Below are 15,002 nucleotides of genomic sequence, written 5' to 3' on the forward strand. Positions count from 1 at the left end.
ATTCTGAGACAGCGCGGCGGGCCTCGCGGGGCGCATTAAGGTGACCGTATGTCAGCCACGCGCTACGCCTATCTCGGCCCCGAAGGCACCTTCACCGAGGTCGCCCTCCGTACGCTCCCGGAGGCCGCCACCCGGGAACTCGTCCCGATGCTGTCCGTCCCGGCCGCCCTGGACGCCGTACGCAACGGGGAGGCGGCGGCAGCGCTCGTACCGATCGAGAACTCCGTCGAGGGCGGTATCACCGCGACGCTGGACGAGCTGGCCGGCGGGGAACCGCTGATGATCTACCGCGAGGTGCTGCTCTCCATCACCTTCGCGCTGCTGGTGCGCCCCGGGACCAAGCTGTCGGACATCAAGACGGTCACCGCTCATCCGGCCGCCCAGCCGCAGGTGCGCAACTGGATGGCGGAGAACCTCCCGGGGGCTCTGTGGGAGTCGGCCGCGTCCAACGCGGACGGGGCCCGGCTGGTCCAGGAGGGGCGGTACGACGCCGCGTTCGCCGGGGAGTTCGCTGCCGCCACCTACGGCCTGGAGTCGCTGGTGACGGAGATCCACGACGCGGAGAACGCCCAGACCCGCTTCGTCCTGGTGGGCCGGCCCGCCCGGCCCTCCGCACCGACCGGCGCGGACAAGACCTCCGTGGTGATCTGGCTCGGCGACGACCACCCCGGCGCCCTGCTCGAACTGCTCCAGGAGTTCGCGGTGCGCGGTGTCAACCTGATGCTGATCCAGTCCCGCCCGACCGGTGAGGGCATCGGCAACTACTGCTTCGCCGTGGACGCGGAGGGGCACATCGCGGACCGGCGGGTCGGGGAGGCGCTGATGGGGCTGAAGCGGATCAGCCCGAAGGTGCGGTTCCTCGGCTCGTACCCGCGGGCGGGGGTCTCGCCGGACGAGGTGCGGCCGCTGCGGGCGGGTACATCGGACGCGGCGTTCACGGAAGCCTCCGACTGGCTGGCGCGCAGCCAGGACGGCCGGATCTGACGGAAGAGCGGGGAGCGGCCCGGCACGAAGGCTGCCGGGGGCCTCCTCGCGCGCTCCGCAGCGGTGCGATCTACAGATAGTCACGCACTCCGGAGAGTTATCCACAGGAGCCACTCTCGACCTGGGGACAAGTCGACACCCCAATGCGACATCGTCGACAAATCAATCCAGTCACCCCAGAGCCGTCCACAGAAGCGCGAGGGGGCACAAGGCATCGCCTGTCACCTCAATTCCCTTGATCAACTCTTCGAGGGGATGAAATACCCTCCGAATGAGTGCGCGGGACAGGTTTGAGCGGAGATTCCACGGGACTTCGTCCAGCTTCCGGAACAATGCCCTCCGGCATCCACAGAACTTCCACACAGCCTGTGGATAACCATTCGGACACCGACCCTCCTGTGGACAACGGCGACCAGGCCATCCCCAACTCCCGCTCCGTCCAAGGTCGGTACGTCAAGGCGAGCCGCACCTTCTGCCCTGTTCAGGGGAGTTAACCGCCGTTATTGACGCCTCCTCTCCGCACTCCGGCTCCATCGCCGTCCACGATTCCCCCCAGAAATATCAATTCCGGCAATTCGGTCATAGAGACACGCTCGGCAATATCGGTTCGAGTGCCAGAACCGCGCACCGGTAGCCTGGTGGGGTGATTGACCTTCGCCTGCTCCGTGAGGACCCCGACCGTGTTCGCGCCTCCCAGCGCGCCCGTGGAGAGGACGTCGACCTCGTCGACGCCCTGCTCTCCGCCGACGAGCTGCGCAGGTCGTCCGGCGTCCGCTTCGACGAACTCCGCAACGAACAGAAGTCGCTCGGCAAGCTGATCCCCAAGGCCACTCCCGAGGAGCGCGCCGAGCTCCTCAAGAGGGCCGAGCAGCTCAAGACCGACGTCAAGGCGGCCGACGCCGCCCAGGACGAGGCCGACGCCGAAGCCAAGCGGCTACTGCTCCAGCTCGGCAACATCGTCCACGAGGACGTGCCGGTCGGCGGCGAGGAGGACTTCGTCGTCCTGGAGACGCACGGCACCATCCGCGACTTCGGCGCCGAGGGCTTCGAGCCCAAGGACCACCTGGAGCTCGGCGAGGCGCTCGGCGCCATCGACATGGAGCGCGGGGCGAAGGTCTCCGGCTCGCGGTTCTACTACCTCACGGGCGTCGGCGCGCTCCTGGAGCTCGCCCTCGTCAACGCGGCGATCGCGCAGGCCACCGAGGCCGGCTTCACCCCGATGCTGACCCCGGCGCTGGTCCGCCCCCGCGCCATGGAGGGCACCGGCTTCCTCGGCCAGGCCGCGGAGAACGTGTACCACCTGGAGAAGGACGACTACTACCTGGTCGGCACCTCCGAGGTCCCGCTCGCCGCGTACCACATGGACGAGATCATCGACGCCGACAAGCTGCCCCTGCGGTACGCCGGGTTCTCCCCGTGCTTCCGCCGCGAGGCCGGCACGTACGGCAAGGACACGCGCGGCATCTTCCGCGTCCACCAGTTCGACAAGGTCGAGATGTTCTCGTACGTCGACCCGGCGGACGCCGAGGCCGAGCACCGCAGGCTCCTGGAGTGGGAGAAGCAGTGGCTCACCGGTCTCGAACTGCCCTTCCAGGTGATCGACGTCGCCACCGGTGACCTCGGCGCCTCGGCCTCGCGGAAGTTCGACTGCGAGGCGTGGATCCCGACCCAGGGCAAGTACCGCGAGCTGACCTCCGCGTCGAACTGCGACGGCTTCCAGGCCCGCCGCCTGTCCGTCCGGATGCGCGACGGCAAGAAGGTCCAGCCGCTGGCCACGCTGAACGGCACGCTCTGCGCCGTACCGCGCACGATCGTGGCGCTCCTGGAGAACCACCAGCTCCCGGACGGTTCGGTCCGCGTTCCCGAGGTGCTCCGTCCGTACCTGGGCGGGCGCGAGGTCCTGGAACCGGTCGCCAAGTGACCTTCCCGTACAAGCTCGTCGCGACCGACCTCGACGGCACACTGCTGCGCGGGGACGAGACGGTCTCCGAGCGCACCCGCGAGGCCCTGGCCGCCGTCACGGCGGCCGGTGCCGCGCACATCATCGTCACCGGACGCGCGGTCCCCTGGACCCGGCACATCCTGGACGACCTCGGTTACGAGGGGCTCGCCGTCTGCGGTCAGGGCGCGCAGGTCTACCACGCGGGCGAGCACAAGCTGCTGACCTCGCTGACCCTGGACCGGCAGCTCGCCGGTCTCGCCCTGTCCAAGATCGAGGCGGAGGTCGGCCCGCTGCACCTGGCGGCCAGCCGCGACGGTCTTGAGGGCGAAGTGCTGGTCGGCCCCGGCTACCAGGTGCAGGAGGGGCCGCTTCCGTATCTCTTCGTGGACGACGCCAGCGAGATGTGGACGGCTCCGCTCAACAAGGTCTACATACAGCACCCGGAGCTGGACGACGACGCGCTGGCCTTCGCCGCGCGGGCGGCCGTGGGCAGCCTGGTCGACGTGGTCATGGCCGGGGCCGGTGTGGTCGAGATCCTGCCGCTGGGCCTGAGCAAGGCGACCGGCCTCTCGCTGGCCGCCCGCCGGCTCGGGGTGAAGGCGGCCGACACGATCGCCTTTGGCGACATGCCGAACGACATCCCGATGTTCGGCTGGGCCCAGCACGGCGTGGCCATGGCCAACGCCCATGACGACCTGAAGGCCGTCGCCCACGAGATCACGGCGTCCAACGAGGCCGACGGCATCGCGGTGGTGCTGGAGGAACTGCTCCGCTCGGCGCCTGTACAGCCCGTGCGGTAGGACGCCCCCGTACCCCGGAAAGCGCGACAGCGGCCCGGCACCGTTTCCCACGGTGCCGGGCCGCTTCACTCAGCGCTGCCCGTTACGGCGGCGCAGATCCTTCAGCTGCCCGGCGAAGGTGTCCATCCGCCCGTCGAGCCGCACGACGTCCTGCTGCACATCCGTCAGCCGCAGACTCATCGCGCCGACCACCTGGTGCGTCATCTCCACCTTCCGGTCCAGGCTGTCGAGCCGCTCGGACATCCGCACCAGCACCGGCCCGAGCTCCTGCAACGCACTGCCGACTCCGGTGAGGCAGCTCTCGATGCGCGTGACGCGGTGGTCGAGGGAGGCGTACTGCGTGCGGAGCGACTCCTCGGCGTCGAGGAGGTACGTGCGCACGCAGCGGGCGATGTCGCTGTCGCGAAGGAGCATCGCGACGTTGAGGACGGTGCGGCGGGTGTAGAGCCGCAGTTGAGTGGCCGCCTGTGGATAACTTTCCACCCCGTCGCCTGCCCATAGCGACATCATGTCGCTATGGAAGGACCGCAGGTCAGCGCCGCGCAGCACGCGCATGCCGTTCTCGGTGAACTCCTCCTGATGCCGGTCGGTCAGCCTCCTGACCGCCCCTGTGGATACTTCGAAGTAACGAGCCACGTCCTCTGTGCGAACGTGAATTCCGTCCGGGAGCATGACAAGGCTCTTCACCTTGTCGAGGACATCGACGCGCCCCATCTGCTCGCCGCGCAGCGCGCGCGATTCGAGCAGGGCGACTTCCGTGGGCATGGGTGTGCCTTTCGTACGAGGGAATGACGAGGACGGCCCATACCCCGGGCTTCAGGGGTGGAGGACGCTCACGGTTGCCACTCACTCGATGACCGGTCCGGTGGGCTGAGCCTCACCCGGTGCCGGCATTCCCCGATTTCACGATCGCTACGACGCCACGGATTCCAGTTGCCCCCACGCACCCTGCCCAACGACCCGATAAACGTATGGTTACGCGGACGTCTGTCCGGTCATACGACGACCTCCGCCCTTGTCCAGAACAAGGGCGGAGGTCGTCGGGGCGCGGCACGGGGCTCAGGCCGGAAGCCTCACTCCTCGCCCGCCAGCTTCAGGGCCCGCAGCTTCTGGCCCGCGTACCAGGTGGCGGCCACCGTGACCACGACCAGCAGGACCGTGGCGAGCGGCAGGCCGACCTCCGAGGTCACCGCGCCGTCGCCCGCGGTCTTCTCGGCGACCGCCAGGGCCCACTGCCGGACGCTGAGCGTCCGCGCACCGGCCACCATGCTGCTGAAGAGGGCCTCCCAGACCAGCGCGTAGACCAGGCCGAGGACGACCGCGTGCCGGCTGACCGTGCCGAGCAGAAGGAACAGGGCGCTGTACGCGATCGAGGCGACCAGCGCCGCGACCGTGTAGGCGACGGCGATCTGCTGGCCGTTGCCGTTGAGGATCAGGCCCGCGACCAGCGTCGGCAGGGCCGAGAACACCATGGTCACCGCGATGGCCACGATCAGCTTGGTGAAGATGATCGTCGGCCGCTTCACCGGCTTGGCGAGCAGGTAGACGATCGAGCCGTCGTCGATCTCGGGGCCGATCGCCCCGGTGCCCGCGATCACGCCGATCAGCGGCACCATCGTGGCGATGGCGAAACCGCCGAGGACGTTCGAGGCGATCTGGTCATCGGCCCCCGCGAACGCGCGCACGGCCACGGCGATGAGCAGCAGCAGTGCGGGCAGGACGAACAGGATGGCGGCACGGCGCCGGCCGAGCAGGGCCCGGTAGGTGAGCCGGGCGACTGTGGGGTCGTACATGACGGTGCACAGCTCCTTTCAGGCCACTACTCAGGCCGCTACGAGATAGGAAAAGACCGATTCGAGGGACTCGTCGGACGGCGAGACGGTGAGCAGCCGGATGCCCTGCTCCCGGGCGACCCTCGGCAGCAGTTCGGTGAACCGCCCGAAGTCGACTGCCTGGATGCGCAGCGCCTTCTCGGTCAGGTCGACCTCGATGCCCGCCGTGGAGGGGTCGGCGATGAGCGCGGCCGCGAGGGCCCGGTCGTCGCTGGAGCGCACCAGATAGCGGTGCGGCCGGTCCTTCATGAGCCGGCGGATCTTGCGGAAGTCGCCGGAGGCGGCGTGCCGGCCCGCCACGATCACCTCGATGTGCGAGGCCAGCTGCTCGACCTCTTCGAGGATGTGCGAGGAGAACAGGACCGTACGGCCCTCGGCGCCCATCCGCCGCAGCAGCTCCATCAGCTGCATCCGCTGGCGCGGGTCCATGCCGTTGAACGGTTCGTCCAGCAGCAGCACCGAGGGCTCGTGGACCAGCGCGGAGGCCATCTTCACGCGCTGGCGCATGCCCTTGCTGTACGTGGAGATCTTGCGGTCCTGCGCGTACTCCATCTGGACCGTGGCGAGCGCCCTCTGTGCCTCGGCCCCTCCCAAACCCTGGAGTTCGGCGTTGGCGACGACGAATTCCTTGCCGGTGAGGAAGTCGTACATCCCTTCCCGCTCCGGGACGATGCCGATCTCCTTGTAGACGGCCTCGTTGCGCCAGATCGTCCGGCCGTCGAGCGTGACCTTCCCCGTCGAGGGGGCGAGGAATCCGCCCATCATGTTGATGAGGGTGGACTTTCCGGCGCCGTTCGGGCCGAGGAGTCCGGTGACGCCGGGGCCCACGGTCATGGAGACGTCGTTGACGGCGACCACGTTGCCGAACCAGCGCGAGGTGTGGTCGATCTCGATGGTGGTCACAGCCCGGCCCTCCGGTAACGGCGCATCAGGACGGCGTACGAGCCGGCGACGAGCGCGAGAACAACGATCAGGTAGACCACACCGGCGCCGGCGCCCGGGCCCGCTTCCCCGGGGAAGGCGGAGGTCGCGCCGAGGAACGCGGTCTGGACGCCGTCGATCAGGGTGATCGGCGAGAAGAGGCCGAGCCACCGCACGGCCTCCTCCGACCCGGTCTCCCAGGCGATGGCCTGGACCGTGGAGACGGCACCGTAGGTGATGGTCAGGAGGGCGATCACCGCGGCGACGCCGAAGCCGCGCCGCGGGGTCAGGGCGGCCATCACCAGGCCGAGCCCGGCGAACAGCACGGACAGCAGCGCCACCGAAACCAGTCCCTGGCCGAACCACTTGGTCTGATCGGCGAAGTCGAACTTCGCGAGCAGAGAGCCCACATAGAGGATGAGCAGCGGCGCACCGGTGAGGATGAAGAGCGCGGAGGCGGTGGCCGCGAATTTCGCGATCACGTAGTCGGCGCGTTCGATCGGCCGCGAGAAGTACAGGGGGACGGTCTTGAACCGGAGGTCCCTGGACACCGCCTGCGGGGCCTGGGCGGCGATGAAGAGGCCGATCACGGCCTGGAGGTAGATCGCGTACGAGGTGTACTTGACCACCAGTTTGGTGGCGTCCGGCGCGGCCATGGAGACCGCCACCAGGATCGCCGCGACCAGCGCCATCACGCCGAACAGCAGCATGGGCAGCACCTTGGACTTGGCGGAACGGCCCAGTCCGAAGGAGCCCCGCAGGGTCTGCGAGAACAGCGAGCGGCGGGCGTAGGCCCGGCCGAGCCGCGGTCCGTCGTAGGAGCGGTAGCCGATGTTGTGGATCCGGGAGGCGTCGCGCCCGGCCGCGGCCTTGGTCTCAGTGCTCATCGCGACCGCTTCCCTTCTGCTGGACGACCCCGGCGGTGCCGGCCGCGGCCGGGACGGCGGCTGTCTGCCCCGCGCCCTGTTCGGTACGGAAGACCTCGGCGATCTGGTGGCGCCGCTGTTCCATGCGGACCAGGCCGAGCCCGAGCCCGGCGACGCTGTCGCGGACCACGTCGTAGGTGTCCTCGCCGGTCGCCTCGATCAGCAGGATGTGGCCCGCGCCCGGCAGCCCCTCCGCGTCGATCCCGTCGTGGCCGATGAGCGTGACCCCGGCGTCGGTGAGGACCTTGCGCAGCGCGCCGGTGCCGTCGGGGTGGGTGTCGCTGTCGGTGACCTCGACCGCGAGGGTCGCGGTGGTCTGGGTGAAGTCGCTGGTGGAGCTGGAGCGCAGGAGCGTTCCGCCGTCGATGACGACGACGTGGTCGCAGGTGCGTTCCAGCTCGCCCAGGAGATGCGACGTCACCAGCACGGAGATGCCGAAGTCGGTGTGGATCCGCCGGATCAGGCCGAGCATCTCGTCCCGGCCGACCGGGTCGAGGCCGTTGGTCGGCTCGTCGAGCAGGACCAGCCGGGGGTCGTGGACGAGGGCCTGGGCCAGCTTCACCCGCTGCTTCATGCCGGTCGAGTAGCCGCCGATGGGGCGGTAGCGCTCCTCGTAGAGGCCGACGTGGCGCAGGGTGTCGGCCGTGCGCTCGCGGGCCGCCGTGGGCGGCAGCCCCGACATGCGCGCCATGTGCACGACGAACTCGGTCGCCGAGACGTCGGGCGGCAGGCAGTCGTGCTCGGGCATGTACCCCACCCGTTCCCGGATGGCGGCGCCGCTGGTCGCGACGTCGAGCCCGAGCACCGCGGCCCGGCCTTCGGTGGCGGGGGAAAGACCCAGCAGGATCTTGATCAGTGTGGACTTGCCGGCTCCGTTGGAACCCACCAGACCGGTCACACCCGGTCCGATGTCCAACGTGAGCCGGTCAAGCGCGGTCACCCGGGGGAACCGCATGCTCAGGGCTTCGGTAGCGATTACGGCTGTCACGGAAAAGACGTTAGTGGCGCGGACCACAGGGGTCGTCAGCCCTGACGGTTGGATCCGCGTCAGACTCCAGACGTACACGCCCGTAGGGGGGTGCACCGTGGATCCACAGCGGAGCCAGGGTTTTCCACAGGCCGTGCACACCTCTTGACGCAGCCGCCGGACATTGTCACATTCATCAGTGTCACGTTACGGGCACGTACCGCACACGGCAGGGAACGGACGGTGGCATGACCGGCTTGGCCAAGGCAGTGCAGGACACCAACACCCCGGAGCTGCGGGGGTTCAGAGAGGTTCAGCGTCTCGCCTATGCCTGCGCGGAGGCGGTCGCGGGCCAGCTGCGCTCCGGTGTGACCGAGCGCGAGGCGGCCCGGATGCAGCGGATGTGGCTGCGCGAGCGCGGTGTGCGCGACTGGTTCCACCTGCCGTTCGCCTGGTTCGGGGACCGTACGGCGTTCGCCGGGTTCAAGGTGCCGCTGCAATTCTTCCCGACCGACCGGAAGCTGGAGCCGGGGATGCCGTTCATCCTCGACATGGCCCCGGTGTACAAGGGGTTCACCGCCGATGTCGGGTACGCGGGGTGCCTCGGCCTCAATCCGCTGCACGACAGGCTGCTGGCCGATCTGGAGGCCCACCGCGAGCTGATCCTGCGGGAGGTGCGCGAGCGCTGCTCCTTGCGCGAGATCTACGAGGACGTCGAACGCCTCATGACCGCCCAGGGATACGCGAACCGGCACCGGGCCTACCCCTTCGGCGTGATCGCCCACAAGGTCGACCGTGTCGCCGAACGCCGTTGGTCCCCGCAGGTCTTCGGCTTCGGCACCCAGGCCCTCAAGGGGCTCGTGAGCGACGCGCTGCACGGCCACCGGGAGGGCTGGTCGCCCCTGTGGAGCCCCTACCGCTTCTCCGACCACCCGCCGCAGCCGGGGCTGTGGGCGGTCGAACCCCACCTCGGATTCAGGGGTACGGGCGCGAAGTTCGAGGAGATCCTGGTCGTCACCGACTCCAAGGACCCCGAGCAGAGCGCTTTCTGGCTGGACGACGATCTGCCGCATGTGCGGCGCTGGGCCGAGGAGAAGGTGGCGGCGTGAATCTGTCTCGGGCGCGTGAGCGGACCGTGCGTACGGGAGGCGTCGAGCTGTGCGTCGCCGAGCTGGGCGACGCGGGCCGGCCGACCGTGGTGCTGGTCCACGGCTATCCGGACAGCAAGGAGGTCTGGTCGGACGTCGCCGTGCGGCTGGCCGAGCAGTGGCACGTGGTGCTGTACGACGTGCGGGGGCACGGCGGGTCCACCGCCCCGAAGCCGCTGCGCGGCGGCTTCACCCTGGAGAAACTGACCGACGACTTCCTCGCCGTGATCGACACGGTCAGCCCGGACCGGCCGGTGCACGTGGTCGGCCACGACTGGGGGTCCGTCCAGTCCTGGGAGTTCGTCACGGTCGGCAGGACCGAGGGCCGGATCGCCTCCTTCACCTCGATGTCGGGGCCGTCCCTCGACCACTTCGGGCACTGGATCAAACGCCGGATGACCCGCCCCACCCCGCGCAAGGTGGGCCAACTCCTCGGCCAGGGCGCGAAATCCTGGTACGTGTACATGCTCCACACGCCCGTCCTGCCGGAGCTCGCCTGGCGCGGGCCGCTCGGCAAGCGCTGGCCGGGGATCCTGGAGCGGCTGGAGAAGGTGCCCGCGGGCGACTACCCCACCGCCTCCCTCCCGAACGACGCGGCGCACGGCGCCTGGCTCTACCGCGACAACGTCCGTGCCCGGCTGCGCAGGCCCCGCCCGGACGCCTACGCCCACGCACCGGTCCAGCTGATCACCCCGACCGGGGACTCCTTCCTCTCCGAGCGGCTCTACGACGGTCTTGAGGACTGGGTCCCCACGCTGGTACGCCGCTCGCTGCCGGCCAAGCACTGGGTGCCCCGCACCCGGCCGGACCAGCTCGCCTCCTGGATCGACGAGTTCGTCACCGCGAACGAGTCCGCCGCGCGGGACGGCGGACCCGTGCAGCAGACGGTGGCGCAGGGCCCCTACGCGCAGCGGTTCGGCGGTCAGCTGGTCCTGGTGACGGGAGCGGCCTCCGGGATCGGGCGGGCCACGGCGTTCGCGTTCGCCGAGGCGGGCGCCCGGATCGTGGCCGTGGACCGGGACGCGGAGGGCGCCGCCCGCACCGCGGAGATGGCGAAGCTGATCGGGGCCCCCGCGGCCTGGGGCGAGGCCGTGGACGTCAGCGACGAGGCCGAGATGGAGAAGCTCGCCGCCCGGGTCGCCGCCGAGTACGGCATCGTCGACATCCTGGTCAACAACGCCGGGATCGGGCTCTCCGGCTCCTTCCTGGAGACCACGAGCGAGGAGTGGAAGAAGGTCCTCGACGTCAATCTGTGGGGGGTCATCCACGGTTGCCGGATCTTCGGCAAGCAGATGGCGGACCGCGGCCAGGGCGGCCACATCGTCAACACGGCGTCGGCCGCGGCCTTCCAGCCCTCCCGGGTGCTGTCCGCGTACAGCACGTCGAAGGCGGCCGTGCTGATGCTCAGCGAGTGCCTGCGGGCCGAGTTGGCGGAGAAGTCGATCGGGGTGAGCGCGATATGCCCCGGCATCGTCAACACCAACATCACCTCCACCACGCGGTTCGCCGGGGCCGACGCGGCCGAGGAGGAGCGGCTACAGAAGCGGACGAGCCGGCTCTACGGCCGGCGCAACTATCCGCCGGAGAAGGTCGCCGACGCGATCCTGCGGGCGGTCGTGCGCAACCAGGCCGTGGTCCCGGTGACCCCGGAGGCGCGCGGCGCCCGGCTGCTGTCCCGGCTGAGCCCGGGGACGCTGCGCTCCGTCGCCCGGCTGAAGCCGCCGCTGTGACCGGGGCCGGGGCGGAAGCGGGGGCCAGGACGGGTGCGGGGAGCGGAGCCGGGGTCGGTGCGGGGGCGGGGGTCGGAACCAGGTCCGGGGCGGGGGCGGGGGCCGGTGCGGGGGCCGGAACCAGGTCCGGTGCCAGGGCCGGGGCCGCCGAATACCGGATCGAGGACCTGGCCCACGCCAGCGGGGCCACGGTGCGCACGATCCGCGCCTACCAGGACCGGGGGCTGCTCCCGACGCCCGAGCGGCGCGGACGGGCCAACGTGTACCGGGAGGCCCATCTCGCCCGGCTGCGGCAGATCGCGGACCTGCTCGACCGGGGCTACACCCTGGCCAGCATCAAGGAGTTGCTGGAGGCGTGGGACGCGGGGCGGGGGCTCGGCGGGGTGCTCGGGCTCGTCGCGGAGGTGCAGGGGCCGTGGACGGACGAGGAGGCCGACCGGATCAGCCGCCGCGAGCTGGACGAGCGGTTCGGCGGCCGGCAGGACGACGAGGCCATCGCGGAGGCGGTGGAGCTCGGCGTGCTGGAGCGCGTGCCCGGCCGGGACGACGAGTTCCTCGTCCCCAGTCCGCAAGAGCTTTCCGTGGCAGCCGAGTTGCACGCGGCCGGGGTGCCGCTGACGGCAATCTCCGGTCATCTGCGGGAACTTCGCGGCCAGGTGGAGCACATAGCCTCCCGTTTCCTGGAGTTCACCACCGAGCACGTCTTCGCCCGCTACCTCGGCCACCTGCCGCCGACCGACGCCGACGCGGCCGAGGCGGCGGCCCTGGTCCGGCGGCTGCGGCCGCTCGCCCAGCAGACGGTCGACGCCGAACTGGCGCGCGCCATGAGGACGTTCGCCACCCGGCATCTGCATCACCACCTCGGCGCGGAGGAGAGTGCGATCACCGAGAACACGACCCGTCCCGTGCTGCTGCCCGCCCGGACAACACAGGCCGTGCAGGACCTGGTTGGCGCGGAGCGCGTGGCGGCGTTCGTCGCGGCAGCAGCTGAACGCGAGGTGCAGGCACGCACCTTGGACGCACTCGCTTCATCTCACGCAATAGCCAATGAAGTTGACCAAAAGGGTTAAATCGCCCACCAGTTGTCCACAGAGTCGTCAAATAGCCTGTGGATAAGTCGAGTTGGCTGTGGATCAAACATCGGTGCGGAGAAAGACGAAAAGAAGCCTGTAAGAAATCCGGATGCACCGATGAACCGCGCACGGGCACTCTGGCGGGATGGACGAACGACGCACCGTCAAGGTGTCCAAGTACCTCTCGAAACATCTGCGGCACCAGCCGGAACGCATCGGCATCACCCTCGACGAGAACGGCTGGGTGCCGGTCGACGATGTGCTGCGTGCCGCGGCCCGGCACGGCTTCGCCCTCACCCGCGCCGAGCTCGACCACGCGGTCGCCACCAACGACAAGCGCCGCTTCACGGTGGACGGCGACCGCATCCGCGCCAATCAGGGCCACACCGTCGCCGTGGACCTGGACCTGCCGCCGGCCGAGCCGCCCGCGTACCTCTACCACGGCACGGTCGCCCGGGTGATGGACGCGATCCGGGCGGAGGGCCTGCGCCCCATGACCCGCCACCATGTGCACCTGTCGCCCGACCGGGAGACGGCCACCCGGGTCGGCGCCCGCCGCGGCCGCCCCCTCGTCCTCACCGTGGACGCGGGCGCGATGCACCGCGCCGGCCACGTCTTCCGGGTCAGCGCCAACGGCGTCTGGCTCGCCGACGCCGTACCGCCGGAGTTCCTGCTCCTGCGCGACTGAGGGCCGCAGCAGCAGGAACCGCGCGGCTGAGGCCCCGGCCGGGCAGGAAACCCGCAGGCTCACGCCAGCTGCGCGGGCGCCTCCGTGGCGATGCGCTCGAAGACCTTCGGGTCGACGTCGAAGACCGAGTCCGGGATCGGGGCGTGGATGACGATCTCGGTGAAGCCCAGCTCCGCATGGCGCCCCGCGAAGTCGACGAACGCGTCCACGGACTCCAGCGGGGCGGTGCGGTCCGGGGTGAAGCCGGTCAGCAGGACCCGGTCCGGCTCCGAGGCGTCCCGGCCGATCTCCGCGCAGGCCGCCGTGAACTTCTCGCTCTGCGCCCGCAGCGCGGCCCGCGACTCCTCCGGGGTGCCGTTCTCGTACAGCTTCGGGTCGCCGGTGGTGACCCACGCCTGCCCGTGGCGGGCGGCGAGCTTCAGCCCGCGCGGCCCGGTCGCGGCGACCGCGAAGGGCAGCCGGGGGCGCTGGACACAGCCGGGGATGTTGCGGGCCTCGTCCGCGGCGTAGTAGGTGCCACGCTCGGTCACCGCGTCCTCGGTGAGCAGGCGGTCCAGGAGCGGTACGAACTCGGCGAGCCGGTCGGCGCGTTCGCGCGGGGTCCAGGCCTCCTGGCCCAGGGCGGTGGCGTCGAAGCCGCTGCCCCCGGCGCCGATGCCGAGCGTGATCCGGCCGCCCGAGATGTCGTCCAGGGAGATGAGCTCCTTGGCCAGCGTGACCGGGTGGCGGAAGTTCGGCGAGGTCACGAGGGTGCCGAGCCGCAGCCGTTCGGTGGCCGTCGCCGCGGCGGTGAGCGTGGGCAGCGCCCCGAACCACGGGCCGTCCCGGAAGGTCCGCCAGGACAGGTGGTCATAGGTGTACGCGGTGTGGAAGCCCAGCTCCTCCGCGCGCTGCCAGCGGTCGCGGCCGCCCTCGTTCCAGCGGTCGACGGGAAGAATCACGGTGCTCAGACGGGGGCTCATGCCCCTGAGCCTACGGCCGTGCCCACACTCCGCGACCACCCCCGATGGCGTTGGCATATGCCAGAGGACTTTTCCGCAGATCAGCGCCCTCACCCACTCAAATGTGCGCCCCTTCGCACGCCCGTGCACCCTCGTGGGCGAGAATGACCCGGTGACCTCAGTGACCGATACGCCTCTTCCCGCCGTGACCCGGCTGATCGCCACCGACCTCGACGGCACCCTGCTGCGCGACGACAAGACACTGTCCGCGCGCACCGTCGCGGCCCTCGCGGCGGCCGAGGAGGCCGGGATCGAGGTCTTCTTCGTCACCGGCCGGCCGACCCGCTGGATGGACGTCGTACGCAACCACGTCCAGAGCCACGGCACGGCGATCTGCGCCAACGGCGCCGTGGTCACCGATCTGCGGACGGACGGCGACCTCCTCGCCGTACGGGCGCTGGAGCGCGACGCCGCCCTCCACGTCGTGCGCACCCTGCGCGAGGCGGCCCCCGGCACCTCCTTCGCCGTCGAGATGACCACCGGCATCAACTACGAACCGGCCTACCCGCCGTTCCACCTGGACCCGGGAGCCTCGGTCGCCGTCGCCGAGAAGCTGCTGCACGAGGACGCCCCGGGCGTTGGCGCGCCCGTGCTCAAGCTGCTGGCCCACCACACCGAGCTGGCACCCGACGCCTTCCTGGACCTGGCCCGTACGGCGGCCGGCGACCGGGCGTCCATCACCCGCTCCAGCCCGTCCGCGCTGCTGGAGGTCAGCGGGCTCGGCGTCTCCAAGGCCACGACCCTGGCCGCCTGTTGTGCCGAGCGCGGCATCGCTCCCGCCGAGGTGGTCGCCTTCGGCGACATGCCCAACGACATCGAGATGCTCGGCTGGGCCGGCGCCTCCTTCGCCATGGGCAACGCCCACCCGAACGTGCTGGCCGCCGCCACGGGCCGGACCGCGACCAACGAGGAGGACGGGGTGGCGATCGTCATCGAGCGGATCCTCGCCGCCCGCGCGGAGGGCCGCGCAGACGCCTGCTGAAACCTTTC

Annotated in this window: 14 protein-coding genes; 8 read left to right on the plus strand and 6 right to left on the minus strand. The window is 70.3% G+C overall.

Going from position 1 to position 15,002, the window contains the following annotated elements:
• Positions 1-48 precede the first annotated feature (48 nt).
• The 3 genes from pheA to A3Q37_RS11515 all read left to right on the plus strand — a co-directional run bounded on the left by pheA (position 49) and on the right by A3Q37_RS11515 (position 3,726).
• Positions 49-984 (plus strand): prephenate dehydratase, encoded by a 936-nt coding sequence (gene pheA, locus A3Q37_RS11505; RefSeq protein ID WP_065481957.1) that lies wholly within the window; start codon positions 49-51, stop codon positions 982-984.
• Positions 985-1,627: 643 nt separating this feature from the next.
• The gene (gene serS, locus A3Q37_RS11510; RefSeq protein ID WP_065481963.1) at positions 1,628-2,905 is read left to right on the plus strand and encodes a serine--tRNA ligase; all 1,278 of its coding nucleotides are present in this window, start codon (positions 1,628-1,630) and stop codon (positions 2,903-2,905) included.
• Positions 2,902-3,726: an HAD family hydrolase gene (locus tag A3Q37_RS11515; RefSeq protein WP_065481966.1), complete on the plus strand. Its 825-nt coding sequence runs from the start codon at positions 2,902-2,904 to the stop codon at positions 3,724-3,726. The genes serS and A3Q37_RS11515 overlap by 4 nt, the downstream gene beginning before the upstream one ends.
• Positions 3,727-3,795: 69 nt before the next feature.
• Here A3Q37_RS11515 and A3Q37_RS11520 read toward each other — a convergent pair whose 3' ends face one another.
• From A3Q37_RS11520 to A3Q37_RS11540, 5 genes are all read right to left on the minus strand, one after another.
• Positions 3,796-4,491 carry a hypothetical protein gene (locus A3Q37_RS11520; protein ID WP_065481969.1) on the minus strand — a complete coding sequence of 232 codons (696 nt, stop codon included), beginning with the start codon at positions 4,489-4,491 and terminating at the stop codon, positions 3,796-3,798.
• A 308-nt stretch (positions 4,492-4,799) separates the two neighbouring features.
• Positions 4,800-5,519, minus strand: a complete 720-nt coding sequence (locus tag A3Q37_RS11525; RefSeq protein WP_065481976.1) for an ABC transporter permease — start codon at positions 5,517-5,519, stop codon at positions 4,800-4,802.
• A gap of 30 nt (positions 5,520-5,549) precedes the next feature.
• Complete coding sequence (locus A3Q37_RS11530) at positions 5,550-6,461, minus strand: ABC transporter ATP-binding protein (RefSeq protein ID WP_065481980.1); 912 nt, start codon at positions 6,459-6,461, stop codon at positions 5,550-5,552.
• Entirely contained in the window at positions 6,458-7,366 is a 909-nt protein-coding gene (locus tag A3Q37_RS11535) for an ABC transporter permease (protein WP_065481983.1), read from the minus strand. Before A3Q37_RS11535 ends, A3Q37_RS11530 begins: the two co-directional genes overlap by 4 nt.
• Positions 7,356-8,360 (minus strand): ABC transporter ATP-binding protein, encoded by a 1,005-nt coding sequence (locus A3Q37_RS11540; RefSeq protein WP_065481984.1) that lies wholly within the window; start codon positions 8,358-8,360, stop codon positions 7,356-7,358. The genes A3Q37_RS11535 and A3Q37_RS11540 overlap by 11 nt, the downstream gene beginning before the upstream one ends.
• 260 nt (positions 8,361-8,620) lie before the next feature.
• Here A3Q37_RS11540 and A3Q37_RS11545 point away from each other — a divergent pair, with 260 nt between their 5' ends.
• From A3Q37_RS11545 to A3Q37_RS11560, 4 genes are all read left to right on the plus strand, one after another.
• Complete coding sequence (locus A3Q37_RS11545) at positions 8,621-9,481, plus strand: M24 family metallopeptidase (protein WP_065481990.1); 861 nt, start codon at positions 8,621-8,623, stop codon at positions 9,479-9,481.
• A complete protein-coding gene (locus tag A3Q37_RS11550) occupies positions 9,478-11,250 on the plus strand; it encodes an SDR family oxidoreductase (protein ID WP_065481992.1) in 1,773 nt (590 codons plus the stop codon). Before A3Q37_RS11545 ends, A3Q37_RS11550 begins: the two co-directional genes overlap by 4 nt.
• Positions 11,251-11,408: 158 nt before the next feature.
• On the plus strand, positions 11,409-12,320 hold the full coding sequence (locus tag A3Q37_RS11555) for a MerR family transcriptional regulator (RefSeq protein ID WP_065482538.1): 912 nt from the start codon (positions 11,409-11,411) through the stop codon (positions 12,318-12,320).
• 148 nt (positions 12,321-12,468) lie between these two features.
• Complete coding sequence (locus A3Q37_RS11560) at positions 12,469-13,011, plus strand: RNA 2'-phosphotransferase (RefSeq protein ID WP_065481994.1); 543 nt, start codon at positions 12,469-12,471, stop codon at positions 13,009-13,011.
• Between the two features lie 59 nt (positions 13,012-13,070).
• Here A3Q37_RS11560 and A3Q37_RS11565 read toward each other — a convergent pair whose 3' ends face one another.
• Entirely contained in the window at positions 13,071-13,973 is a 903-nt protein-coding gene (locus tag A3Q37_RS11565; protein WP_065481996.1) for an LLM class flavin-dependent oxidoreductase, read from the minus strand.
• Between the two features lie 151 nt (positions 13,974-14,124).
• Between A3Q37_RS11565 and A3Q37_RS11570 the strand changes: the two genes are divergently transcribed.
• Positions 14,125-14,994, plus strand: coding sequence for a Cof-type HAD-IIB family hydrolase (locus A3Q37_RS11570; protein WP_065482544.1), 870 nt, complete (start codon positions 14,125-14,127; stop codon positions 14,992-14,994).
• The last annotated feature ends 8 nt before the right edge of the window (positions 14,995-15,002 follow it).

The organism is Streptomyces sp. PTY087I2 (assembly GCF_001687325.1).
Lineage (GTDB): Bacteria > Actinomycetota > Actinomycetes > Streptomycetales > Streptomycetaceae > Streptomyces.

Coding starts and splice junctions, on each gene's coding strand:
- pheA (WP_065481957.1), top strand. CDS start 49: ATGTCAGCCACGCGCTACGCCTATCTCGGCCCCGAAGGCACCTTCACC.
- A3Q37_RS11520 (WP_065481969.1), bottom strand. CDS start 4,491: ATGCCCACGGAAGTCGCCCTGCTCGAATCGCGCGCGCTGCGCGGCGAG.
- A3Q37_RS11525 (WP_065481976.1), bottom strand. CDS start 5,519: ATGTACGACCCCACAGTCGCCCGGCTCACCTACCGGGCCCTGCTCGGC.
- A3Q37_RS11535 (WP_065481983.1), bottom strand. CDS start 7,366: ATGAGCACTGAGACCAAGGCCGCGGCCGGGCGCGACGCCTCCCGGATC.
- A3Q37_RS11540 (WP_065481984.1), bottom strand. CDS start 8,360: ATGCGGTTCCCCCGGGTGACCGCGCTTGACCGGCTCACGTTGGACATC.
- A3Q37_RS11545 (WP_065481990.1), top strand. CDS start 8,621: ATGACCGGCTTGGCCAAGGCAGTGCAGGACACCAACACCCCGGAGCTG.
- A3Q37_RS11560 (WP_065481994.1), top strand. CDS start 12,469: ATGGACGAACGACGCACCGTCAAGGTGTCCAAGTACCTCTCGAAACAT.
- A3Q37_RS11565 (WP_065481996.1), bottom strand. CDS start 13,973: ATGAGCCCCCGTCTGAGCACCGTGATTCTTCCCGTCGACCGCTGGAAC.